Raw genomic sequence first — 24,217 nt, 5'->3', positions numbered from 1 at the left:
TCAGGGGTCAGGGCTCGTGTGACGGCCGCTCCGGCCGGCCGCCGGCCGCCTGGTCCCGGTGGCGGGTCAGGCCGATCAGGAGCAGGGCCAGTTGGGCGCCGGCCGGTCCCAGTGCTTCCTGGTAGCGGCGCAGTACGGCGTTCTCCCCTGCCAGGTCCGTCCGCGCGGCGCCGGCGGCACGGCGCGCGTCCTGCAGCAGGCGGTCCTCGTGGGCGCGCCGTTGGATCAGCCGGATGATGTCGCCGTCCAGCTCGTGCAGGCGCGCGCCGTGCCGGGCCGGGTCCTCGCCGGCGGCTGCCCGGCGCGCGGGGGCGGGGCGCTCGCTCATGTGCGGTCCGCCCTGGTGGCCAGCTCCCGGAGCAACCGGCGGTAGGCCACCGCCACGTCCACCACGAACCGGGCGGCGGTGCCGGGCCGGTGTCCGAACACCACCTCCGCACCGCCGTCGTGCTCGGGCCACACCTCGACTTCCAGCTCGTGCAGGGCGCGGTCGGCCCGGGGTCCCAGGGCGACGGTTTCGCAGCCGTCGAGCGCGAGGTTGCGGGGTGGGGCGCTCTGCAGGGCGAACAGGGTCTGGAACAGCGGGTGGCGGGAGCGGTCGCGGGCGGGGTCGGCGGCCATCCGTACGACCTCCTCGAACGGCACGTCCTGGGCGGCCAGTGCCGCGTGCACGCCTGCCAGGAGTGCCGGCACGCGGTCCGCCGTACCGTCGCCGGCCGGGCGCATGCGGAAGCAGAGGACGTCGATGAGGCAGCCTACGGCGTCTGCGGTGTCCGGGTGGTAGCGCTTGGCGATCGGTGCGCCGATCGCCAGGTCCCGGTCACCGGAGACCAGGGCGAGCGCTTCGGCGTAGGCCGCGAGCGCCACGGCGAAGCGGGTGCTGCCCCAGCCGTGGGCACGCGCCTCAAGTGCGGCCCATTCGGCGGCCGTCAGCCGGAAGGTGGGCCGGGATCGGGTGTCACCGTCGTCGGGGCCGGGCACGGTCAGCGGAGGTACGCCGGTCGCCTCGTCGCGCCAGAAGGTGCGCTGTTCCGCCAGCCCGGTCTCGTCGACCTGGGCGCGGGCGCCAGCGAGGACGGCTGCCAGGGAGGGCGGGGGCGCGGTGTCCGGGGCCCGGTGCCGCAGGCGGGCGGCGTAGGCGGCCGAGAGGTCGTCGGCCAGCGGGCGGATCGAGGCGCCGTCGAAGGCGATGTGGTGGACGACGATGCCCAGCAGCCATGCGCGACCGGCTGCTTCGGGCGCGATGACGCACCGCCAGTTCTCGCCCGTGCCGATGTCCAGGGGCCGGCCGAGCGTGGCGCGGACGGCTGCCAGGGCCGCGTCCTGGTGCGCCGCCGGGGCCAGTTCCGTCGCCTGGACCGGTGTGATCCGCTCGTCGAGCAGTGCGACGGGCCGTCGGTCGAAGACGTACCGGGCGTGCAGCGACTGGTGTCGCCGGTGCACGTCGGCCACCGCGGCGCGGAATGCCTCCGGGGCGAAGTCCCCGGTCACCCGCCAGATCAGCTCGCAGTGGGCGGAGGTGTCGGTCGGGTCGAGCTGTTGCTCGAAGAGGAATCCGCTCTGCGTGGGCAGCAGCGGCAGCGGCTCGCCGGGCGCCGGGCGGTCCTCGGGGGCGGGTGTGCGCGCCGTTTCGGTACGGGCCTCGATCCACTGCGCCAACTCCCGCACGGTCGGGCCGGCGACGAAGACGGAGGGCGGCACGGGGACGCCGGTGCGGGCGCCGATCCGGACGCACAGGCGGGCGCCGTCCAGGGAGTCACCGCCCATCGCGAAGAACGAGGTGTCGTAGGGAACGGTGCCGTCGGTGTGCAGGGCCTCGGCGAAGGCGCCCGCCACCAGGCCCGCGGTCGAACGGTCGTCGGGGCGGGGCTGCGGAGCGGCCGGGGCCCGGGGGCCCGCGTCCCGCGTCACCCGTTCCAGCAGGGCCTCGGTGTCCAGCTTGCCGTTGCCGGTCAGCGGGAAGCGGTCCACGGCGGTGAGGGTCCGGGGCATCAGGTACTCGGGCAGGTGCGCGGCCAGCGCGGTGCGGACCGTGTCCTCGCCCACGGGCCGCCCGTCCGCGCAGGTGTAGGCGGCGGCCAGCCCCACGCAGGCGCCCTCCGCCATGAGCGGGATGACGACGCAGCGGCGCACTCCGGGGAGTTCGGCGACCCGGGCTTCCACCTCGCCCGGCTCGATGCGGTGCCCGCGGACCTTGACCTGGCGGTCGGCACGTCCCGCGTAGTGCAGCACTCCGTCGGCCGAGAAGCGGCCGAGGTCGCCGGTCCGGTACGTCCGGCGCGGGCCGCCGGCGCCGAGGTCGATGTCGGCGAAGCTCTTGGCGGTCTGCTCGGGGTCGGCCAGGTATCCGTTCGCCAGGCCGGCGCCGGTCACGCAGATCTCGCCGGTCGTGCCCGGCGGACACGGGCGCGACCGCTCGTCCAGGACGAACACCTCGGTACGGGGCACCGGGCGGCCCACCGGGATGTCCGCTCCCGTGGCGCAGTCCTCGGGCGTGATGCGGTGGGTCGTGGCGAAGACCGTGGACTCGGCGGGCCCGTAGCCGTTCACCAGGGCGGTGCCGGGGTGTGCCGCGACGAATCGACGGACGTGGGCGGGGGAGAGCCGTTCGCCTCCGGCCAGCAGCTGCCGTATCCCGTCGAAGCAGTCGAGGTCCTCCTCGACGAGCATGTGGAAGACCGAGGCGGTGAGCCAGAGGGTGTTCAGCCCGGTGTCGCGGACCAGGGTGCGCAGACCGTCCGCGGTCAGATAGGGCTCGTCGATCAGGACGCTGGTGCCGCCGCTGAGCAGCATCGACCACAGTTCCAAGGAGGCGGCGTCCCAGGGCAGCGGGGCGGCCTGCGACATGACCGTGCCGGGGCCGACGGCCATGAAGCGGTCCGGGCCGAACAGCCGTACCGTCCCGGCGTGCGGCGAGCGCACCCCCTTCGGGCGACCGGTGCTGCCGGAGGTGAAGAAGACGCACGCGGTGTCGGTCTCCTCGACGGGTGGGGCGTCCAGGCGCGGGGCGGGCGCGGCGGCCACCCGTGCGAGGTCCGCCTCGGGGACCCATACCGGGCGCGACCAGCCCTCGGACTGGTCCGGGGCCGCGGCGATCAGCGGGGCGTCGGCCTGCGCCACCAGCTCCGCCACCCGCGAACGGGGCCAGCGCGGGTCCATGGCCGCGTAGGCGGCGCCCCGTTTGAGCACCGCGAGCACGACCGCCACGAACCTCGGCGACCGCGGCATCAGCACCGGCACCACGTCGCCGGCGCCCACTCCGGCGTCGGCCAGTTCGGCCGCGAAGGCGTCCGAGGCCCGGTCCAGCGTCCGGTAGCTCACGGTGGTGTCGCGGTGGATCAGTGCGAGGGCGTCCGGGTGCTCCGCGGCCCGCTGCCGGAAGACCCCGTGCATCGTGCCGCGGCCGTCGCCGTGGCCCTGTCCGTCGGTCATCGCACCTCTCCACCCTCCAACTGCTCCACCCGGTACGGAACTTCGTGACCGCCGGTGTCGTACACCTCGGGTGCCGGCTGCGCCGCCGCGGGTGCCCGGGGCGACCGGCGGCCCAGCAACACCGCGCAACCGGCACACATCACGCACCCCAGGCCCAGTACCACCGGCAGCAGCCAGGTCTGTTCCGCGCCGAGGAGCGCTCCGCCCAGCAGCGGGCCGATCACCAGGCCGGTGGACATGGCCGCGGAGTAGGCGCCGTTGTAGCGGCCGCGGAACACCTCGGGGGCCAGGCTGTTGACCAGCGTGGGCAGGGCGACGGCGAGCAGCGCCTCGCCGACGGCGAAGACCGCCAACGCGCCGATGACCAGGGCCGCTTCGACGGCCGTGCCGGCGCCGGCCGCCGCCAGGAGCAGCAACAGCCAGCAGCCTGCCCAGCTGGTGGCGGTGGCGGCGAGCAGCGCGGCGGGCGGCGTCCGGGAGATCCGGGTGACGGCGACGGCCTGGATCAGCACGATGCAGCAGGTGTTGGCCACGAACGCCCACGCCATGATGCGGGCGTCCATGCCCTGCACCGCGACCAGTCCCGGGATGCTGGACTCCAACTGCCCGTACCCGACGACCATCAGCGCGACGGTGAGCGCCAGGACCTTGAGCAGGGCCCGGTCGCGCAGCACCACACCGTAGCCGCGCGCGCCGGTGCCGGCCTCGGGGACGGTGTCGTGGTCGGACGGCGACGGGGCCCGCCGCCCGCCGAGCGCGAGGACCAACAACGCCCCGGCCACCAGGAACGACAGGCCGTCGCACACGTAGAGCAGTTGGAAGCGGCCGGGATCCGCGGTCGAGGCGAAGATTCCGCCCAGCACTCCGCCGAGCCCGACCCCGACGTTGAGCGCGACGAACTGCAGCCCGAAGGCGGCGGAGCGGCTCTCGCCCTGTGTGCTCCGGGCGATGACGACGTTCCACACGGAGAGCATGGCGCCGTAGGCCAGGCCGTAGGTCAGGCCGGCGAGTACGGCGCCCGACACCTCCGTCACCAGCGCGAATCCGGCGGTGCCCACGGCGGCGGTGGCCATCGCCGCGGCCGCCGTGGGCCGGATGCCGAAGCCGTCGGCGAGGCGTCCCGCCACCGGGCCGCCGACCAGGGACGCCACCGAGATCACCGAGATGACGGCGGTGGCGGTGCCCACGGGCAGCCCGCGCACCCGGGTCAGGTACAGGACGAGAAAGGGCTGCACGAGGCCGGTGCCCACCGAGCTGACCAGGTTGGCGGCCATCACCACCCGTGTGCGCGGCGGCAAGGTGCGCAGGGCGGCCACGGACTCCAACCTCATGACCGGAGGGCTCCCCCGGCTGCCGTGACCGCGGCGCCGATCCCGCCCGGCGTGGCGTCCGCCAGCAGCGCGCTCAGTCCCACGGCGACCCCGAACTCCTCGCGCAGCCGCTGCACCAGGGCCATCGCCTGCATGGACGTACCGCCCAGGGTGAAGAAGTCGTCCTCGACGCCGATGACGGTACCGGACGCCAGGTCCGGGCCCAGCACCTCCCGCCAGAGGGCGGCGATCCTCTCCTCGACAGGTGTCATGTTGTTTCAGTCCTCCACGGCGCGTAGCAGAACGGCGGCGAGATGTGCCGCACTTGATCCCAGCAGGGCGACCACGGGGTACGCGCCCCTCGTGGTTCCCGCTTCCGTACGATCGATGAGATTGATCAGCGGATCGCTGCCCAGGCAGTGCGCGATCCGCCCCACGTTGTCCTGGTAGAGCTGCCGGGGTGCGAAGCCGGCCTCGCCCAGGAACAGCCGCAGGGTGTCCGCGGCGAGGTTGCTGGGCAGGACCGCGGCGACCTCCGGCGGGGTCAGCCCGGTGGCCGACCACAGGTCCTCGAACAGGCCCTGATACGCCGCGAGTTGGGCCCCGAGGCGGTGCGCGGCGGGGCTCGGTCCGAAGAGGTCGTAGGAGACCTGACGGGCACCGCCGAGGATCTCCCACCCGTGCCGTCGGGCGGAGACGACGGCCGCGGCGGCCCCGTCGCTGGCGACCGCCGAGCCGCCGAGGAGGACCCGGCCGCCCGGCAGCACCGTGCGCACCAGATCTCCCGAGACCACCGCCACGGTCCCCGCCGCGCCCGAACCGACCAGCGCCGCCGCGACGGTGAGGGCCGCGGTGGCCGTGGAACAGTCGGCGAGGCCGAGCGTCAACGGGTAGGCGTGGGACATCCCCAGGTCGCCGAGGAGCTGGGCGACGGCGGTCTGGGACGCCTCGCCCCCGGGCAGCGACTCGGTGGCGAACAGGACGGTGTCCACCGCCGCCGGGGGCGTCCCCGCAGCGGCCAGCGCGTCCTTCAGGGCCGGGCGCAGCAGGTCCGGCAGGCCGCCCCGCGCGAGCCGGTACGTGTCGAACCCGGCGCCCGGACGGGGCGGTTCCGAGGCGTATTCCGGCAGTTCGGCCACCTTCCTGCGCAGATCGCCCAGCGCGGCGGCGCAACCGTTGAGATAGGCGGCGCTCGTCGTGCCCCCTCCGGCACCCGTGTGGTGCGGGCGGTTGCCGCTCAGAAGGCTCCCTCCGAGGCGTCGGGCAGCGGTCGCGCGTCCAGCAGTACGGCCGCCAGGTGCGAGATTCCCGCGCCGAGCAGCACCAGGTGTTCCGCACCGGTGCCGTCCTTCGTCCCCGGCCCGGCGGGTGTAGCGTCGGCGAGCCGGTCGGCGAGGTTGATCAGCGGGTCGCTGCCCAGGCAGTGCGCGATCCGCCCCACGTTGCCCAGGGCGAGCTTGTCCCCGCCGTAGCCGACGTCGGAGAGATAGATCTCCAGCGCCATGCGGGCGAAGTTGCTGGGCAGGACGGCGCGGACGCTCTCGGGGCGGTGCGGGTGGTGTGCCGCCAGGCGGGCGAACAGCTCGCGGTGTGCGGTGACCTTCGCGGTCAGCTCCTGTCGCGCCCCGCCGCCGGTGCCGGGGGCGGCCGAGGTGTGGTGGGCCAGCCCCAGGATCGGAAGGCCCGCGGCGGTGGCGGACACCAGCGCGCAGGCCGCCGCGTCGCTCGCGATGGCCACTCCCCCCGCCACGACCCGCTCGCCGCCGGTGGCGTGGTCGGCCACGTCTCCGGAGACCACCAGGACGTGGCGCGCGCTGCCGTCCCGGACGAGGGAGGCGGCGGTGCCGAGGGCGGCCATGGCGGTGGCGCAGTCCATCAGGCCGAGGGTGCCGGCCGTGGCGCGGGTCAGTCCGGCCTCGGCGAGGAGTTCGGCGACGTCGCGGTGTGCCGCGCGGCCGCCCGGCAGCGAGTCGGTGGCCAGCAGGACGAGATCGACCTCGTCGCCCGGGATCCCGGCCTCGCCCAGGGTGCGCTGGACGGCGGCGGCCATCAGCTCCACGACGGGTGCGTCCGACCAGCGGTAGGTGGCGAACCCGGCTTTGGGGGCGGTCAGTTCGGCCGCGATGCGGGGGTCGGCCTGGAGCTCCGGCAGCTCGGTCACGGGGGCGGCGTACTCGCCCAGCTCATAGGCGGGGGCGCAGAGCCGTGCGGTGATCATGCCGGTCCCCCTTCGCCGGGCCGGGTCTCCACCGCGCCGCGGGCGGCCTGCTCGGCGAGTGCCGTGAACCGCTCGACGATCCGCCGCGCGGTGCTCTCCTCGTACAGCTCGGTGTCGTACTCCAGCCAGCCGTCGGCACCATCCGGGCCGGGGTAGACGGCAAGCGTCAGGTCGTAGCGTGCGGTGCCCTTGTCCAGGTCGGCGGTGGCCACCTGGGCGCCCTGGATCTCCCGGGTGGCCTCCCCCAGGTTGTCGAAGACGAAGACGGCGTCCAACAGGGGGTGGGTGCCCGGCACCCTGCGCGCTTCGGCGATCAGTTCGCCGGGGTAGGCGGCGTGCGCGAGTCCGGCCCTGGTCGCGGCGCGGGCGGCCCGGGTACGGGCGGCGTGCGAGCCGTCGCCGGCGTCCCGCAGCCGTACCGGCAGCACGTTGAGGAGATAGCCGACGACGTCGGTGCCGCCGGGCCGGTCCCGGCCCGCGGTGAACGTGCCGAGCAGCAGGTCGTCGCGGCCGCCGTGTTCGGCGAGCGCGGCCCAGGCGACGGCGAGCCATCCGGTGTAGGCGGTGGCCGCTTCGCGCTGCGCGGCCGCCAGGATGCCCTCGGCGACCGTGCGGGACACCGCGAAGGACACCCGGGCGCCCGACCGACCGGTGCCTGCCGGGCGCGGCCGGTCGGTGGGCAGCGGCGGCGGGGCGTCGGCGACCTCGGACGCCCAGTACGCGGCCGCCGCCCGGCCCGCCGGGCTCTCCAGCCAGCCGCGCTGCTCGTGCGCGAAGGCGCTGAAGGCCGGCGCGACGGGCGGGTCGGTGTCCGCGGGCCGGGCCAGTTCGTCCAGCAGCAGCTCGAACGACCAGGCGTCGAAGACGAGGTTGGGGACCACCACCAGCAGCCATGCCTGGTCGGCCGTCGGCCCCTGGGCGAGGGCCACCCGCAGCAGGGGGCCGTTGCCCAGGTCGAAGGGCTCGGCGGCCAGTTCGCGGGCGAGCGCGTGGGCCTCCTCGGCTCCCGGGCAGCGGGTGCGGATCATCCGCGGGGGCAGCTGCGCGTGCACGACCGGGCGCACCGCGGCCCCGTCCCCGTCGCTTTCGAAGGTGGTGCGCAGCGCCTCGTGGGCCGCGACGAAGCCGTTCACGCGCGCGGCGAGCAGGTCGAGGTCGACCGGGGCGCCGGTGAGGTGGACTGCCTGGCAGACCACGTCCACCGGGCGATCGGCCACCCACTGCCTGGTCTCCCACAGCCGCAGCTGACCGGGGGTCAGCTGGTGCCGGGCGGCTCGTGCGCGGGGCAGGCGGGCGCGGAGGCGGGCCCGCTGCTCGGGGGTGAGTGCGGCGAGTCGGGCCGCGAGGTCGGCGGTCATGCGTAGCGCCTCCGGAGTTCGTTGAGGTGGCTCAGGCTCTCCATGACGAGGGCTTCGTCGACGCCGAAGTCGATCAGGCAGGCGATCTCGTCCACGCCCATGCCCTGGAAGCGGTCGACGACCTTGGTGCAGGAGTCCGGGGTGCCGAGCAGCGCGCCCTTCTCGAAGTACTTGTCGAAGGCGAACTTGATCAGCTCGTCCTGGTCGCCGGCCGAGATGTCCCGCACGCCCGCTCCCGGTGCGAGGTTCTTCTTCTGGGAGTCGATGACGGTGAAGAACGACCGCAGGTAGTCGCTGAACGGCGGCCGGACGGTCTCGCGCACCTCTTCCAGGTCGGTGCCGATGAAGGTGTGCAGCATCAGCGTGACGGTGGTGCTCTCGGGGTCGTGCCCGTACTGTTCGAGGGTTTCGTAGTAGAGGGCGAGCTTCTCCTCCAGCTCCTCGTTGGTCATGTCGATGAGCGCGGTCAGCACGTTGCAGCCGAGCCGTCCGGCCGTCTCGAAGGTCTCCCGGCTCTTGGTGCAGGTGAGCCAGATGGGGAGTTCGGGCTGTACGGGCTGCGGATGCAGTTCCACCTCGACGTGGTTGCCCAGGCCGTCCTGGACGTAGACCGGTGCGCCCTCCCACAGTTCGCGGATGGTGGTGACCGCGTCGAAGGTCCGCTGCCGGCGGTCCTGCCAGCCGTCCGGTTTGATGGCGAAGTCCAACGGGCTGAAGCCGGTGGCCAGCGCGATGCCGGCGCGACCGCGGGAGAGGTTGTCGACCACCGCCCACTCCTCGGCCACCCGGATCGGGCTGTGCAGCGGCAGGATGACGCTGCCGGCCCGGATCTGCAGGCGCTGGGTGGCCATCGCCAGGCCGGCGCCGAGCACCGAGGGGTTGGGGTAGAGGCCGCCGAAGCGGTGGAAGTGCCGCTCGGGGGTCCAGATCGCGGTGAAGCCGTTCTCGTCGGCGTAGCGGGCCGCGTCGAGCACGAAGCGGTACTTGTTCTTCTCGTCGCCGGAGAAGAAGATCAGGCTGAAGTCCACGGTCAGCGCTCCTGTTCCTGGCCGGTCCCGCCCTGCCGGGGGGCTTCTTGCTGGGTGACTGGCTGCTGGGCGGCTGCCTGCTGGGTGGTTTCCTGTTGGGCTTCGGCCAGCAGTCGTTCGACCTCGTCGGGGTCGAGTCCGGCCAGTTCCGCGGCCAGCGCCTCGATGTCGTCGCCGTCGGTCGCCGCCGGTGCCTGTGCCCGGGCGTCGATCCGCTCCTGTACGCATCGGGCCAGTGCCCTCGGCGTCGGTTCCCCCAGCACATCGGCGAGCGGCACCTCGGCCGAGAACTGCTCCCGGATGTCGGACAGCAGACGCACGATCAGCAGCGAGTCACCGCCGAACTCGAAGATGTCCCCGTCCAGCGGCATGTCCTCACGGCCCAGCGCCCCGCGGACCAGGCGCGCCACCTGCTCGGTCAGGTCGTCGGCGGCCCCGCCCTGCGCGCCCTCGCCGGTGACGGTGCCGGTGGCCCCGCCGGCCGTGGGCCGGGCGATCCGCTCGTCGCGCACCCACTGGTCCAGTCGGTGTGCGATGTCCCAGGTGGAGACGGCGACGTGGGAGACGTCGCGGAGCGTCAGCAGCCGGCGGATGGCCTCCAGGCCCTCCTCGGGCTGGATCGCCTTGTCGTCCATGCTGCGGCCGATCGCGGAGATCGCCCGCTTCTCGTCCTGGTGGTGCTGCCAGACGTCCCAGGCGGCGCTGATCCACACGGTGCGGTCCAGACCGCGGTTGGCCCGTTCGGCGGCTGCGTCCATGAAGTGGTTGGCGGCGCCGTAGCCGAGCAGCCGCAGCCCGCCGAGGACCCCGGCCAAGGAGGACAACAACAGGCAGAAGTCCACCGGGTGGTCGGCGAGGACCTTCTCCAGCGCGATCTGGCCGTGTGCCTTGGGCGCGAAGTGCCATTGGCACTGCTCGACGCTGGCCGCGGTGATCGCCCGGTCCCACTGTTCGCTGGGCAGTCCGGCCGCGTGCACCACGCCGTCGAGCGTGCCGAAGTGTGCGGTGACCTGGTGCACGGCGTCCCGCAGCGCGTCCTCGTCGGCGACGTCGGCGTGGACCAGGAACGGCTCGTCGCCCTCGGCGGCCAGGGCCCGCAGCCGGGTGATCCGCAGTGCGGTCGGGTCGTCCGCGTCGTGTTCGGCGAGCCGGCCGTCCCAGCTCTCGCGCGGTGGCAGCGGATCGCGGGTGAGCAGTGCCAGTCGGGCGCCGGGGCATTCGCGGCGCAGCCAGTGCGCGATGGTGGAGCCGATCTCGCCGAGTCCGCCGGTGATCAGGTAGACGCCGCCGTCGCGCAGTCGGGAGGCGGCCTTGGCGGTCCAGTCGGCGCGGATCGGTTCCAGGTCGGCGATCCAGCGGGTGGCGCCGCGCAGGGTGGTGGCGACCTCGGGGCGGCGCAGTCCGGCGAGTTCGGAGGCCAGGGCGCGCAGCGAGCGGTCGTCGGGGGTGGCGGGGAGGTCGAAGTGGCGGGAGCCGATGTTGCCGTGTTCCTGGCCGATGACGCGGGCGGCGACGGCGAGGGGGGCCAGTTCGGCGACCGGTTCGGGCTCGGCGGGGCTGATGGCGTAGCCGCCGGCGCTGACCAGGTCCAGTTGCAGGGGCTGGGTGACGCCGTGCGCACTGACCGCCTTGACCAGGGCCATCAGGCTGTAGAGGCCGTTGCGCTGGGCCTGTTCGAAGCGTTCCTTCCCGCGTTCGGGGGGCAGGGGGGCGGTGGACCAGGCGTGCACGATGCGGTCCGGGAGGCGGTCCTCGGCGAGCAGGTCGCCGATGAGCCGGGCGTGGTCGTCCTCGGAGTCCGGCCGCAGGGTCCAGGTGTCGCCGTCGCGTCGGTAGTCGGTGCCGGCGGTGACGGTGAGGACCTCGCCCGCGAAGGCGTGCCGGGCCAGCCGTGCCGCGGTGCCCTGGGCGTCGGCGAAGAGCAGTACGGGGTCGGCGATCGGTTCGGCGGTGGCGTCGAGGGTGCCGACGGCCGGTCGCCACACGGGGGTGGAGAACCACTGGTCCAGCGGCAGTTTGCGCACCGTGCGCGCGCCGTTGCCGGTGCCGGTGAGGGTCCCGCTGCCGGGTTCGACCCAGTAGCGGGTCCCTTCGAAGGGGTAGGTGGGCAGGGGTACCCGGGCCCGCTCGCGGTCGGCGTAGTAGCCCTGCCAGTCCACGGTGAGGCCGGCTGCCCACAGCCGGCCGAGTGCGGCGGTCACCGCGGTCAGATCGGCACCGGCGTCCCGGCCGCGGGCCGCGGAGGTGATGACCGGCACACCGGTCTCGCGGTCCGGGTGCCGGCGGGTGAAGGTGGCCAGCGTCTGGCCGGGCCCGACCTCCAGGAAGACGTGGTCGCCGTCGGCGAGCACCGTGCTGAGGCAGTCGGCGAACCGTACGGTCTCGCGCAGCTGCCCGGCCCAGTACTCCGGGTCCTGCGCCTCCTCGTCGCGTATCCAGGTGCCGGTGCGGTTGGAGAGGAACGGGGTCTGGGGGCGGCCCAGTTCGACGCCGCGCAGCAGCTCGGTGAACGGGCCGACCACGGGGTCCATCATCGCCGAGTGGAAGGCGTGCGAGGTGACGACCTTGCGGTGGGCGACGCCGTCGGCGGTCAGCCGGGTGGTCAGCTCGCGCACGGCTTCCTTGGGTCCGGCGACGGTGCACACGGCCGGCTCGTTGACGGCGGCGAGCGCGACCTCGCCGCCGTCGAGGTATGCGGCCAGCTCCTGCGGCGGGAGCATCACCGCGGCCATCACCCCGCCGGGCAGCTCGTCCATGAGCCGGCCGCGCTCGGCGATCACCCGCAGCGCGTCGGGCAGCCGGAACACCCCGGCGAGGGTGGCGGCCACGTACTCGCCGACGCTGTGCCCGATCAGGGCGGCCGGGCGCACGCCCCAGGCCGACCACTGCCGGGCGAGCGCGTACTCGACGGCGAACAGGGCGGGTTGGGTGAGCCGGGTGCGGCCCACGTCATGGGGCTCGCCCTGGTATCCGCGGAGCCGGGGGTAGAGGGCGTCCCGCAGGTCCAGGCCGAGGTGCGGGGCGAGGAGTTCGGCGCATTCGTCGAGTGCCGCGCGGAAGACCGGCAGGTGTGCGTACCAGCCCTGCCCCATGCCGGGGTGCTGGGCGCCCTGGCCGGGGAGGAGCAGGACCACCGGGCGATCGGCGGGCTGCCCGGAGTCCTGGTGGGTGAAGCGCGGGTCGGCGGTGCGCAGGGCGCGCACGGCCGTTGCCCGGTCGGGGGCGGTGATCACGGCGCGGTAGTTGAAGGTGCGGCGGCCGGTGGCGAGGGTGTACGCGGTGTCGTCGAGGGCGGTGTCACCGAGGGCGCCGGTGTGGTCCACCGCGGTGTCGCCGGCCGCGGGCCCGGCCTCCTGGGCGGGTGCTTCGAGGTGGTCGGCCAGCTCCCGGCGCGCGGTCTCCAGCGCGGCCGGGGACTTGGCGGAGACCGGCAGCAGCACCACCGGCGGTGCGGGCGCGGCGCCCCGGGTGGCCGGGTCCGCCGCCGGGGCCTCCTCCAGGACGACGTGCGCGGTGGTGCCGCCCATGCCGGTGGAGGTGATGGCGCAGCGCAGCGGTCCGCCGTCCGCGGACCGCCAGGGTTCGGTGCGCGTGCCGATCCGGAAGCGGGTGCCCGCCACGGCGCACTGGGGGTTCCATGCGGTGAAGTGCGGCGTGGGGACCAGTGTGCGGTGGTGCAGCATCAGGGCGCACTTGATCAGTCCGGTGACACCGGCCGCGGTGCTGAGGTGGCCGAGGTTGGCCTTGACCGATCCGATGGTCAGCGGTGGTGCGCCGGCGACCTGGTAGGACTGTGCCACGGCGGCCAGTTCGATGGGGTCGCCCATCTTGGTGCCGGTGCCGTGCGCCTCCAGGTAGCTGACGGTCGCGGGGTCCACGTCGGCGACCGCGAGCGCCTCGGCCAGTACGGCGGCCTGGCCTGCGACGCCCGGCGCGGTGTAACCGACGCGGTCGGCGCCGTCGTTGCCGACCGCGGAGCCGCGCAGCACCGCCCAGATGGTGTCGCCCTCGGCGAGCGCGTCCTCCAGCCGCTTGAGGACGACGACTCCGATGCCGTTGCCGAAGAGGGTGCCGTCGGCCGCCGTGTCGAAGGGGCGCACGGTCCCGGTTGCCGAGGTGATCCCGTCGGTCTCGTGGAGGTATCCGGCCTCCTGCGGGAAGCGCAGCGCCGCCCCGCCGGCCAGTGCCACGTCGCACTCCTGCGTCAGCAGGCTCTGCATCGCCAGGTGCACGGCCACCAGCGAGGTGGAGCAGGCGGTCTGTACCGAGATGCTCGGGCCGGTGAGGTTGAGGTGGTAGGAGGCCCTGGTGGCGAGGTAGTTGGGGTCGTTGCCCATCAGCGTGGCCAGGTCCTCGCGCATCCGGGGCAGCGAGCCGTCGAAGCCGCGTTCCCCGGTCAGCACGTTGTGGAGGAGGTAGGTGCTGCTGAGGGCGCCGGCGAAGACGCCGATGCGGCCGGGGTACTGCTCGGAGTCGTGGCCGCTGTGCTCCAGTGCGGACCAGGAGGACTGGAGGAAGAGTCGCAGCTGCGGGTCCATCCGCTCGGCCTCGCGGGCACTGAGGTAGAAGAACGAGGCGTCGAAGAGGTCGGTGTCCTCCAGGACCGAGGCGCGCGGCACGTAACGGGAGTTGGCGTACGTCTCCGGGGCCACTCCGGCGGCCTGCAGCTGTTCCTCGTCCAGGTCGGTGATGTGGGTGGTGCCCGCCACCAGGTTGTGCCAGAACTCCGTGTGGTTGCGCGCGCCGGGCAGTCGGCAGTCCAGGCCGACGAGGGCGATCCGGCCGTCTGGGGCGGTGTCGGCGGGGGTCGCCGTGGCGGCCGTCTCACCGCGGGGACGGTCAGTCACAAGTGCCTCCTGGTTGCCGGTCGTTCGAGAGGGACGAAGCGTTGCGGGTACGGGCCGCGGCGCGGCGGCCGCCGTGGGCGGTGCGGCGGCGGGCTCCTCGGGCGGCGCCCGCCGCGGAGTCCTGCCGGTCGTCGCCGCCGATGAGCCCCACCAGGCTGCGGAGGGTGGGGGCCCGGTACAGGTCGGTCATTCGCAGGTCGGGCGCGACGGTGCGGGTGAGCCGTTCGTGCACGGCGGCCATCCGCAGCGAGGTTCCGCCCAGGTCGAAGAAGTTGTCGTCCGGGCCGACGGTGTCGGTGCCCAGTGCCTCGCACCATGCCTGGGCCACCGCCCGCGCCAACGGTCCGGCTGCCGCAGGGCCGGCGCTGCCGGGCCCTTCGGTGGTCCGGCCGGGGTCTGCCGCGCTGAGCGCGGGCGGCAGCGCGGCGCGGTCGATCTTGTGGTTGGGCGTCAGCGGCAGTGCCGCCAGGAAGACGAATGCGGCCGGTACGGCGTGGGCGGGCAGGGTGCCGCGCAGTGCGGCCCGCAGCGCCGACGGCTCGGGGCGTGCGCCGTCGGCCGTCACGAGATAGGCGGCGAGCTGCCGCTCCCCCGACCGGTCGTCGAACGGCATCACGACCGCCTCGGTCACCTGGGGAAGGTCCTTGAGCGCGCTCTCCACCTCGCCGGTCTCCACCCGGATCCCGGAGATCTTCACCTGGAAGTCGCGGCGCCCGATCAGCAGCAGTGTGCCGTCGTCGAGCCGCCGGGCGAGGTCGCCGGTGCGGTAGGTGCGGCCGTCCGCGACCGCGCCCGGTGCGAGGTAGGGGCTCTCGACGACGATCTCGCCCTCGCCCGGTCCCGGCACCACGCGCCCCTCGGCGTCCTCCAGCCGTACTTCCGTCTCCGCCACCGCGAACCCGAGCGGGAACACTCCGGTGGGGGGCCGGTAGTTCCGGTCGGCGACCCGGAGCAGGGCGCAGGAGCACTCGGTGGAGCCGTAGGCGCCGGCGACCCGGCAGTGCCTCCCGAAGGACCGCCGGGCGGCGTCGAGATCGGCCAGGTGCAGGGTGTCGCCGCCGAGCGCGAGCATCCGCATCCCGGGCAGTTCGGTGGCGCGCGATGCCATGGCCCGGACCAGTGCCCGGAAGACGGGGAGCGTGGAGTGGTAGACCGTGACGCGTTCGGCGGCCATCCACTCCAACAGGCCCGTGATGCCGAGGGACTTGAGGTCGACCGGGTACAGCGCGGCGCCGTTGAGCAGCGCGGCGAAGGTGTCCTGGACCGCGGAGTCCCAGCTGTAGGCGGACTGGAGGGTGACCCGGTCCAGCGGGCCGATGCCCAGGCCGTCGGTCCAGACCCGGGTGTGGTGCAGCACGTTGCGGTGGATCTGTGCGACGGGCTTGGGCCGCCCGGTGGAGCCGGAGGTGTAGAGCACATACGCCTCGCTGTCCGGGCCCACCGGTGGCGCCGGCAGGTCGGGCCCGTCCGCCGCGTCGGCACCGGACGGGTCCGTGCCCTCCGTCGGCACCAGATCCTCGTATGCCAGCACCGGTCGGGTGCCGGCCAACCGGTCGGCGAGCGGCGCGTTGGCGGCGAGGGCGACCAGCGCGCGGATGCCGGCGTCGTCGGCCATGTGGCCGAGCCGGGATTCCGGGTAGGAGGCGTCCAGCGGCACGTAGGACATGCCGGCGCGCAACACACCGAGCAGGGCGGCGATCATCTCCGCGCCGTGCGAGAAGAGCAGGCCGACGCGGTCACCGGGCCGCAGGCCGGCCGCGGACAGCGCGGTGGCGACCCGGGCCGAGCGCCCCGCGGTCTCGCGGTAGGTCCAGCGAGCGTCGGGGGTGACCACGGCCTCGCGTTCGGGGTGTGCCGCGGCCTGCTCCAGGAAGCGGTGGACGAGCGTGCCCGCCTGCTGCGCGGTGGGGAACGGCCGGTGCCCGAAGGCCGCTTCGGACACCGGGGTGTCCTCGGTCACGGCGTCCCCCTGCCCTCGTGCGGGCCGTAGCCGAGGAGGACGGCGGGGTGCGCGGGCCGCTCGCGCAGTTCCGCGTACGCCTGTGCCGCGTGGTCCAGGGGCAGGCGCGGCAGCCCCATCTCCCGGGGGCGGATGGCACCGATGTCGATCAGGTCCAGGGCCCGCTGGAGGTTCTCGGTGACCGTGCCCTCGCCGGCCGGGGCCGTCACGTCGCGCAGGCCGCGTGCGTAGGCCGCGTCCCGGTAGCCGGCGCCGCAGCGGGCGGCGTAGCGGATGTCGAGGTTGCCCAGTTCCACGCTGAAGTCGATGTGGGCGGCGAAGCGGCCCACGCCGACCAGCCTCGGCCGGCCCGGCGCCCGGTCCGCCCAGCGGGCCGCCGCCGCGATCACCTCGCCCGCGTCGCCGGTGCCGCACAGGAAGACGCACCGGCCGCCCGTCGGGCGCGCCTGCGGGGGGTCCGTCGCGAAGAAGCTTCCGCCGTCGCCCGGGTTCAGGCCGAGCGCCGCCGCCGTGCGCAGCCGCTCGGGGCGGAGATCGACCAGGGTGACCGGTATCCCGCGGGCCGCCGCGGTCTGGGCGACCAACTGCCCGACCATGCCCGCGCCGACCACGACCACCTCGTCGTCGGCTGCCAGCACCGCCCGGTCCACCGCGTGCACGGCCGTCGCCGCCAGGCCGGCCACCACCGCGTCCGCCAGGTCCAGGTCGTGGGGGACATGGCGGCACAGCCGGTAGGGGACGGTGACCGCTTCGCTGTGCACGGCCTCGCCCCAGCCCATCGCGATGACGCGGTCTCCGGGGGCGTATCCGGGGGCCTGGGGGCCGACCGCGTCCACCACCCCGGCCGAGCAGTAGCCGAGGGGGAAGCGCTCGCCGGTCCGTGCGCTGCGGTCCAGGTAGTGCAGTTCGGTGCCGGGGCTGACCAGGCTCCACTCGGCGCGCAACCGCAGCTCGCCGCGGCCGGGCGGTTCCCTGTGCACCTGCTCCGTCAGCGGTTCGGCCGCCCCGTCCGCGACCAACTGCCGTACCACCAAGGTGGTGGGGGTGGGCTGCCGGACGGCGTCCGGTCCCGTTGTCCGGCCCCCGGTGGGGATTCCGCGCACCGCGGTCACCTGTCTTCCTCCTGCTCCGGGGCCGCGATCCACTTCTCGTCGGGCACGATCTCCAGCTCCTCCTGATACCCGGGTATCGGTCCCAGCGGCACCGGTTTGCCGGACCGCTCGTAGGACGCCCGGCGGTTGCGCTTGCGCTCCAGTCCGAGGTTGAGCCCGGCCAGATCGACCGGCTCGTCGGCGAGCAGTCCGTGCTCCCGCGCCGCGGCGACCGCTCGGGCGCCGGCCCGGGTGCGGATGAACACCCGCCCGTGCTTGGGCTGTTCGGCGCCGGTCACGCTCGCGGCGAAGATGTTCGGATCGCCGTCGCTGACACTGATGTCGGCCAGCCCGGACATCCAGTCACCGCAGGACAGGCAGCGGTGTGTCTTGTTCCCCGCGAAGTCCCGCACCGCGCGCCAGAATTCCACCCGGTGGTCCGCTCCGTCGTCGGTGCGGATGGCGATGTCACCGGGGTAGGCGCCGTCGCGGTAGCGCAGCCGGACCACGGAGTCCAGGGGGACGCCCGCCCGCTCGCGGATCACGGCGGCGGTTCCTTCGGGGCGGGTACTGGAGGAACAGGCCGGTTCGACCAGCAGCACCACGTGCTCGCGCGCCCAGCGGCCCACCTCGGTGTCCATCGCCTGGAGCTTGCGCATCGCCTGGATGTGGCAGGCCACCCCGGACATGGCGACCCGGGCGTCGGGCTCCTCGATCATCAGGGGGCGTAACGCACCTAAGTACGGGGCGAGTTGGTAGGTCGACTGGGCGGTCTCCACCAGGCCGTCCGGGTCCCGCACCAGGGCCGGTGCGGCCCGCCAGGGCTCCTTCTCGTCCCGCCCCATCGAGAGCACCGCCGTCACCTCCAGCCTGTGCATGGCGGTCTGGAGGAGGGCGGTCAGGCTGCCGCCGCTGGCTGACGTCTCGTAGACCACCGGGTCCAGGGCGTGCCCGGCGACCACCTCGGAGAAGACGCCGATCCAGCGTTCCCGCGGGGTGCGAGTGCGGCCGAACAGGCGCTCCTCGGCCGCCGGCGTGCCGGGGTCGGCTCCCGGGCAGACGTCGAGGCAGTCGGAGCAGTCCGCGCAGTCGGCGGCGGTCCAGGACTCCGTGGTGACCACGGGGTCCAGTCCGTCGAAGCCGATCACCCCGGCCGGACAGGCGAGTTCGCAGGCCCCGCACACGGTGCACAGGCCCGGATCCAGCACGTCCTTCTGGAGCTGCTGGAACGTCATGTTCGACCGCTCCCGTCCGCCTGCTCCGCCTGCGTCACCGCCGTCGCGATCCGCTCCACCAGCCAGCGGTAGTCCGCCTCCTCCAGGAGGGCCGGCGGGACGATCTTGACCGAGGCGCCCTCCGGGCCGCCGCCGAACAGCAGCAGCCGCTCCCGCAGCGCAGCACCGGTGACGGCCTTGGCCAGGGCAGGATCGAACCGCCCGTCGGGTACGCAGTCGAAGGCGGCCAGCGCCCCGACGGTGCGGACGGCGTGCATCCACGGGTGGCGGGCGGCCAGTTCCGTCAGGTCGGCCCGCAGCCGCTCACCGAGCGCCCGCGCCCGGCCCGCCACGTCCTGCCGCTCGACGATGTCGACGACCGCGGCGGCCGCGGCGCAGGAGACGGGATGGCCGGAGAAGGTGGAGGTCTGCACGCTCGGCGGCAGTGCGTCCAGCACCGCCCGCTCCCCCACCACGGCGGCGATCGGGAAGCCGTTGCCCAGCGTCTTGCCGAGCAGCGTCAGATCCGGGGTCCGGGTCATCAGCTCGGCGGTGAACAGCCGCCCGGCCCGCCCCAGCCCCGTGTAGATCTCGTCCAACACCAGCAGCGCGCCCCGGGAGTGCGTCTGCCGCGCGATCTCGTCGAGGATCGCGCTGGATACGGGGAGCACCCCTTCGGTCACCTGGACGGGTTCGAGGACCACCGCCGCGGTGCCGCCACGGCGATCGGCGGCGTCCAGCGCGGCGGCGAGACCGGCCGCGAAGCGGGCCATGCCGTCCGCCTGGTCGCCGGCGCGGGGGTCGGGAAGCTCCGCGGTGACGACATGGTCGGGTTGCGGTGCGCTGTAGGTCTTGAACTCCGGGCGCCAGGTCAGGGCCAGCGCTCCGGCGGTCTTGCCGTGATAGCCGTGCCGGAAGGCCACCACCGCCTGGTGTCCGGTGGCCGCCCGGGCGATCTTCAGCGCGGACTCCACCGCCTCGGCCCCGGTCGCGGTGGGCAGCACCGCGGGCTCCCGGTACGGCGACAGCGCGCCGATCCGTTCGACCATGCGCGTCCGGGCGTCCGAGCCGACCTTGCAGCCGGTGTGGGTCAGGCGGTCGAGCTGGGCGACCGCGGCGGCGGTCACCTCGGGGTGCTGATGGCCGAGGGTCGCCGCGCCGCTGCCGGACGTGCCGTCGAACCAGGCGGTGCCGTCCTCGGTGTGGAGCCAGGGGCCGCTGCCGGTGCTGAATTCGGGGCCGAGCGTGCTGCCGGTGGACCGCGCCTCCACGGCGCCGGCGCCGTCCCTCCTTCCCCGCACACCGGCCGCCGCGTCGGTCACCAAGTCGGTCATCGCTGACTGTCCTCCACGATCCGGGCGCCGACGGCACGTTGCACGTCGGCGAAGTCGGGAAATGACGTGTGGTGGCAGGCGCCGCCGCGCACGGTCGTGCGTCCGGGGAGGCACATCGCCAGGGTCGCGGCGGCCATCGCGATGCGGTGGTCCTCGAAGCCGGGCACGGTGCCGGCGCGCAGGGCGGCTCCGCCGCGGACCGTCAGGCCGTCCGCCTCCACCTCGACCCGGGCCCCGAACGCACCGACCATGCGCGCCGTCGTCGTCAACCGGTCGGTCTCCTTGAACCGCAGTTCCTCGGCGCACCCGATCCTCGACGTGCCGGGCAGGAGAGCGGCGACCACGGCGAGCAGCGGCACCTCGTCGATCAGTGCGTGCAGCAGGGCGGGATCGTCGACCCGCACCGACTCCAGCCCCTCCAGTCCGCCCCTGGCCACCACCGTTCCGATCGGCTCACCACCACTGGTACGCCGTTCGTCCTCGTACGAGATGTCGGCACCGGCCCGCCGCAGGACCTCGAAGAACCCCAGCCGGGTCGGGTTGAGGCAGACACCCGGGACGCGCAGCTCGGCGCCATCGCCCCACATCAGATGGGCTGCCACGGGATACGCCGCGAGGGAGGGGTCGGCAGGCACGTCGATGACGGACGGGACGGTGTACGGCCCGCCGTCCCAGGTGATCGTGCGGTCGCGCTCGTGCAGTCCCGCACCGAACGCGGCGAGCATCCGCTCGGTGTGGTCACGCGAACGGACCGGGTGCCGCACGGTGGCCGGGAGCCTGGCCGCGGCCACGGCGAGCAGCACCGCGGAGCGTGCCTGGGCACTTCCCACGGACAACTCCACCGCCGCGGACCGGCACACCGGTGCCCGCACCAGCACGGGTAAGCGCCCGACCTCGCCCAAGTAGTCTACTTCCGCCCCGAGTTCGACCAGCGGATCGACGATCCACTCCATCGGCCGGTGGCGCAACACCTCGTCGCCGTCCACCACCGCACGGGTTCCGGTCCCGGCCAACAGCCCGATCAGCAGTCGCGCCGCGGCGCTGGATCCGCCGGTCTCCAGATACGGCACGTCCGCGGGCCAGGCAGTGATGCCGGAGTGCGCGCGAACCGCCTGCGGGACGGGCACCGCGCCACGGCGCACGACGAGCGTGCCGCCCCCCTCGTCGTCCACCCGCAGCCCCAACGCACGCAGCGCGGGCAGCAACGCCCGTACCGCGCCACCCGAGTTGGCGTTGTGGACGGTGAGGACGGCGGGGGCGCCGGGTAACAGGGCCGCCAGCAGCGCCCGGTGACTCACCGACTTGTCGCCTGCCACGGCGACGGTCAACGGGCCGCGGCGCTCCAACTGCCGGCCACCGTCCACCACGAGGTGCGCCGCCTCGGTCGCCGGTCTGTCGAATCGCCGGGCACCGTCGTCCACGGCGTCCCGGGCCGTTTCCCGGACGGTCTTCCGCACCTCAGGCACGCCCTGCTCCCTTCCCTGAGGCCGCAAGACCCGGAACAGCCGACGGCACCGTCCCCTGCGGCGGATCACACCTGCGCTGGCGCACACAACACTCCGAAGCCGTCACTGAGTTGAGGAGAGGGGAAACCCCTGTCGGAGGCGGCCGGGCCGCTCACGGACACCTGGGAATCACGTGTCGGCGCAATCGTTCATGGTGGTTCGGCAACCCCCAGGGGGACTCGCTGGCGCATTCGACTCAACCACCCCGGCCGAGCGGATGTCAACGAAAGTTGGATCATTCCCCGATAGGCGGTCATCCCCTATAAGCACCGAAGAAAGTACCGCTTCCCCTGCGCAAGCTCCCCTAATCACCCAAAATTTGAAAGGATTCCAAGGCAGCTTCGCATGATCGCGCAGCACGTCACCGCAGGGGGGCGCCGCTGGGTCGCGGCGCCCCGACAACACCGCCGCGACCAGCGCAACGACAGGTTTTAGCTCCCGAGGAAGCGCAGGACCGCCAACACCCGGCGGTTGGTGCCGCTGTCCCGCGGCAACCGCAGCTTGTCGAACACCGCGTTGGTGTACTTCTCCACCGCGCTGGTGGACACGAACAGGCGCCCGGCGATGGCGGTGTTGGTGTGTCCTTGGGCCATGAGGGCCAGCACGGCCTGTTCACGGTCGGTCAGCAGGCCGAGTTCGTCGGCGTGGCGTGAGCGGGTCAGCATGCGGCGCACCACCTCGGGGTCGAACACCGTCTCCCCCTCGTTCACCCGCTCCAGCGCGGACAGGAACTCCTCCACCCGCGCGACCCGGTCCTTCAGCAGGTACCCCAGGCCCCGGGTGTCTGCCGTCAGCAACTCCGCGGCGTACCTGGGCTCGACGTACTGCGACAGCACCAGCACCCCCACCCGGGGGTGTTCGGCCCGCAGCCGCAACGCGGCCCACAGTCCCTCGTCGGTGTGACGGGGCGGCATGCGCACGTCCACGACGGCGACGTCCGGTGGCCCGGCGGCAACCGCGGCCAACAGCGCGTCCGCGTCGCCGACCGCGGCGGCCACCTCGTGCCCCTCGTCGGCCAACAGATGGACCAGGCCCTCGCGCAGCAGCGCCGAGTCCTCGGCAATCATCAAGCGCACGGCAGCTCCGCAACCACCCGCGTGGGACCGCCCGTCGGGCTTTGCACGCTCAGATGTCCGTCCAGGGCACGGATCCGGCGTGCCAACCCGGCCAGTCCCGGCCCCGCGGGATCGGCGCCGCCGCATCCGTCGTCGCGTACCGATACGCGCACCAGGTCGGCCTCCTGGTCGATCTCCACATCGATCCGGCTGGCACCGGCGTGCTTGGCGGCGTTGGTGAGGGCCTCGCGCACCGCAAAGTAGGCGGCGGTCTCCACGGCCGGGGCCGGGCGCCGCGCCAGGTCGCCGCTGATGCGGACCGGGACGGGCGACCGTTCGGCGTCCTGGGACAGGGCCTCGCGCAGCCCCGACGCGTCCAGCGTGGCGGGATAGACGCGCCAGGCCACCTGACGCAGCTCCTCGACCGCCCGCTCGGCCTCGGCCTGTGCCTGCCGGTACAGTTCCGCGCTGTCCTTGCGACGCGCTCGTCCGAGCAGCAGCGCCACCACGACCAGGCGCTGTTGCAGTCCGTCGTGCAAGTCGCGCTCGATCCGGCGCCGTTCGGCGTCCACGGCTTCCACGATCCCCGATCGGGTGGCGGCCAGTTCGTCGATCCGGCGGCGCATCCGGGCCAGTTCGTCCGGGCCGAGGAAGCGGCGCACCAGCCGCCGTTCCCACTCGACGACGGTGGCCAGTCCCGCCAGGTCCAAGAAGAGCAGGAGCAGGCCGGCGGTCAGGAGGTACCCGACGATCGGCCAGGTCGGGCGCATACCGTCGACATCGTGGCCCGCCAGCCAGCGCGACAGCCCGGAACCGGCCGTCCAACCGCCCACCACCAGCAGGAACAATGCCCCGCCACCGAGCAGCCCGACGGGAATGCGGCACCACAGATACCCGGCGGCCCGTCGCGGCTCGATGCCTTCCGCGCCGGCGGGCTCCCCGCCGAACAGCATGGCCACTCTCCGCTGCTCCAGTGCGGCCGCCGCGACCACCGGCCCGCTGCACCGCGCCACGCCCCAGGCGGCCAGGGCGGCGAGGGCGACGCACACCGAGACGGTGCCGAGCACGAGACCGGCGACCACCCGCACCTGCCTCATGCGCGGTGCCGGGCGCTCGGGCGGCGACGCAGCCGCACCACGAACCAACGGCCGACGGCCAGCACGGCCACCGCCACCACCACCTTGGACACCATTCCCCCGTACTCCTCCACCAGCCGCCAGTTGTCGCCCAGCCAGTATCCCCACAGGACGAACGCGGTGTTCCACACCAGGCTGCCGGCGGCCGTCAGGGCGGTGAAGGCCGGCAGCGGCATGCGTTGGATCCCGGCCGGAACGGAGATCAGGCTGCGCACCACCGGCACCATGCGCGCCAGCAACACCGCGGCGCGACCGCGCCGTTCGAACCACGCCTCGGCCCGGTCGATCTCGTGCGGCCGGACGAGGGGAATGCGGGCGGCGAGCGCACGAGTGCGGTCGCGCCCCAGGAGAGCACCCACCCCATAGACGATCCAGGAGCCGACCAGAGAGCCGACGGTGGTCCAGACGATGACGGCCCACAGATTCAGCCGCCCCTGCCCGGCCGCGAATCCGGCGACGGGGAGGACGACCTCACTGGGGATGAACGGCAACACGGTGTCAACGAGGTTGGTCAGCCCGGCGCCGGCGGCACCGAGGGCGCCCATGACGTCGACGGCCCACCCGGCGATGCCGCCGGCCGGTTCGGCAGAGGATGCGGGAAGCGGCGCGGAAGCCAACATGGTGATCATGCGGTCCACGCTAGGCAGCGCGCCAGGCCCGCACCATGCGGTTCACCACCCGACCGCACTGCGGTTTTCCGCAATTGCCGCCCCCACCGGCCCCGTTCCT

At 73.9% G+C, this 24,217-nt stretch carries 17 protein-coding genes; all 17 read right to left on the bottom strand.

Annotation, left to right across the window (positions count from 1 at the left end):
- Positions 1–7: 7 nt before the first annotated feature.
- The 17 genes from MOV08_RS41245 to MOV08_RS41165 all read right to left on the bottom strand — a co-directional run bounded on the left by MOV08_RS41245 (position 8) and on the right by MOV08_RS41165 (position 24,117).
- Positions 8–328, bottom strand: a complete 321-nt coding sequence (locus MOV08_RS41245; protein ID WP_275311331.1) for a chorismate mutase family protein — start codon at positions 326–328, stop codon at positions 8–10.
- The gene (locus MOV08_RS41240) at positions 325–3,432 is read right to left on the bottom strand and encodes an amino acid adenylation domain-containing protein (RefSeq protein WP_275311330.1); all 3,108 of its coding nucleotides are present in this window, start codon (positions 3,430–3,432) and stop codon (positions 325–327) included. Before MOV08_RS41240 ends, MOV08_RS41245 begins: the two co-directional genes overlap by 4 nt.
- Positions 3,429–4,763, bottom strand: a complete 1,335-nt coding sequence (locus tag MOV08_RS41235) for an MFS transporter (protein WP_275311329.1) — start codon at positions 4,761–4,763, stop codon at positions 3,429–3,431. The genes MOV08_RS41240 and MOV08_RS41235 overlap by 4 nt, the downstream gene beginning before the upstream one ends.
- Positions 4,760–5,014: a phosphopantetheine-binding protein gene (locus MOV08_RS41230; RefSeq protein ID WP_039639394.1), complete on the bottom strand. Its 255-nt coding sequence runs from the start codon at positions 5,012–5,014 to the stop codon at positions 4,760–4,762. Before MOV08_RS41230 ends, MOV08_RS41235 begins: the two co-directional genes overlap by 4 nt.
- A 6-nt stretch (positions 5,015–5,020) precedes the next feature.
- Positions 5,021–5,881, bottom strand: coding sequence for an acyl carrier protein (locus MOV08_RS41225; protein ID WP_275311328.1), 861 nt, complete (start codon positions 5,879–5,881; stop codon positions 5,021–5,023).
- Between the two features lie 98 nt (positions 5,882–5,979).
- Positions 5,980–6,960 carry a beta-ketoacyl-[acyl-carrier-protein] synthase family protein gene (locus MOV08_RS41220; protein WP_275311327.1) on the bottom strand — a complete coding sequence of 327 codons (981 nt, stop codon included), beginning with the start codon at positions 6,958–6,960 and terminating at the stop codon, positions 5,980–5,982.
- Positions 6,957–8,318 carry a condensation domain-containing protein gene (locus tag MOV08_RS41215; RefSeq protein WP_275311326.1) on the bottom strand — a complete coding sequence of 454 codons (1,362 nt, stop codon included), beginning with the start codon at positions 8,316–8,318 and terminating at the stop codon, positions 6,957–6,959. The genes MOV08_RS41220 and MOV08_RS41215 overlap by 4 nt, the downstream gene beginning before the upstream one ends.
- Positions 8,315–9,346, bottom strand: coding sequence for a MupA/Atu3671 family FMN-dependent luciferase-like monooxygenase (locus MOV08_RS41210; protein ID WP_039639390.1), 1,032 nt, complete (start codon positions 9,344–9,346; stop codon positions 8,315–8,317). Before MOV08_RS41210 ends, MOV08_RS41215 begins: the two co-directional genes overlap by 4 nt.
- A 2-nt stretch (positions 9,347–9,348) precedes the next feature.
- Entirely contained in the window at positions 9,349–14,193 is a 4,845-nt protein-coding gene (locus tag MOV08_RS41205; RefSeq protein WP_275311325.1) for a type I polyketide synthase, read from the bottom strand.
- Entirely contained in the window at positions 14,186–16,153 is a 1,968-nt protein-coding gene (locus MOV08_RS41200; protein ID WP_275311324.1) for a non-ribosomal peptide synthetase, read from the bottom strand. The genes MOV08_RS41205 and MOV08_RS41200 overlap by 8 nt, the downstream gene beginning before the upstream one ends.
- Positions 16,150–17,265, bottom strand: a complete 1,116-nt coding sequence (locus tag MOV08_RS41195) for a 3-hydroxyacyl-CoA dehydrogenase NAD-binding domain-containing protein (RefSeq protein WP_275311323.1) — start codon at positions 17,263–17,265, stop codon at positions 16,150–16,152. The genes MOV08_RS41200 and MOV08_RS41195 overlap by 4 nt, the downstream gene beginning before the upstream one ends.
- A complete protein-coding gene (locus MOV08_RS41190; RefSeq protein ID WP_275311322.1) occupies positions 17,262–18,479 on the bottom strand; it encodes a Coenzyme F420 hydrogenase/dehydrogenase, beta subunit C-terminal domain in 1,218 nt (405 codons plus the stop codon). Before MOV08_RS41190 ends, MOV08_RS41195 begins: the two co-directional genes overlap by 4 nt.
- Entirely contained in the window at positions 18,476–19,792 is a 1,317-nt protein-coding gene (locus MOV08_RS41185; protein ID WP_275311321.1) for an aspartate aminotransferase family protein, read from the bottom strand. The genes MOV08_RS41190 and MOV08_RS41185 overlap by 4 nt, the downstream gene beginning before the upstream one ends.
- Complete coding sequence (locus tag MOV08_RS41180) at positions 19,789–21,258, bottom strand: 3-phosphoshikimate 1-carboxyvinyltransferase (protein WP_275311320.1); 1,470 nt, start codon at positions 21,256–21,258, stop codon at positions 19,789–19,791. Before MOV08_RS41180 ends, MOV08_RS41185 begins: the two co-directional genes overlap by 4 nt.
- A 470-nt stretch (positions 21,259–21,728) precedes the next feature.
- Complete coding sequence (locus MOV08_RS41175) at positions 21,729–22,373, bottom strand: response regulator transcription factor (RefSeq protein WP_275311319.1); 645 nt, start codon at positions 22,371–22,373, stop codon at positions 21,729–21,731.
- Entirely contained in the window at positions 22,364–23,449 is a 1,086-nt protein-coding gene (locus MOV08_RS41170) for a sensor histidine kinase (RefSeq protein WP_275311317.1), read from the bottom strand. The genes MOV08_RS41175 and MOV08_RS41170 overlap by 10 nt, the downstream gene beginning before the upstream one ends.
- The gene (locus MOV08_RS41165; protein WP_039639386.1) at positions 23,446–24,117 is read right to left on the bottom strand and encodes a DedA family protein; all 672 of its coding nucleotides are present in this window, start codon (positions 24,115–24,117) and stop codon (positions 23,446–23,448) included. Before MOV08_RS41165 ends, MOV08_RS41170 begins: the two co-directional genes overlap by 4 nt.
- Between the last annotated feature and the right edge of the window lie 100 nt (positions 24,118–24,217).

The sequence above is a fragment of the Streptomyces yunnanensis genome (assembly GCF_029011865.1).
In the GTDB taxonomy this organism is placed as follows: Bacteria; Actinomycetota; Actinomycetes; order Streptomycetales; family Streptomycetaceae; genus Streptomyces; species Streptomyces yunnanensis.
Note: the sequence above shows the minus strand (reverse complement) of the source record. Positions and strands in the feature narration are given on the sequence as shown.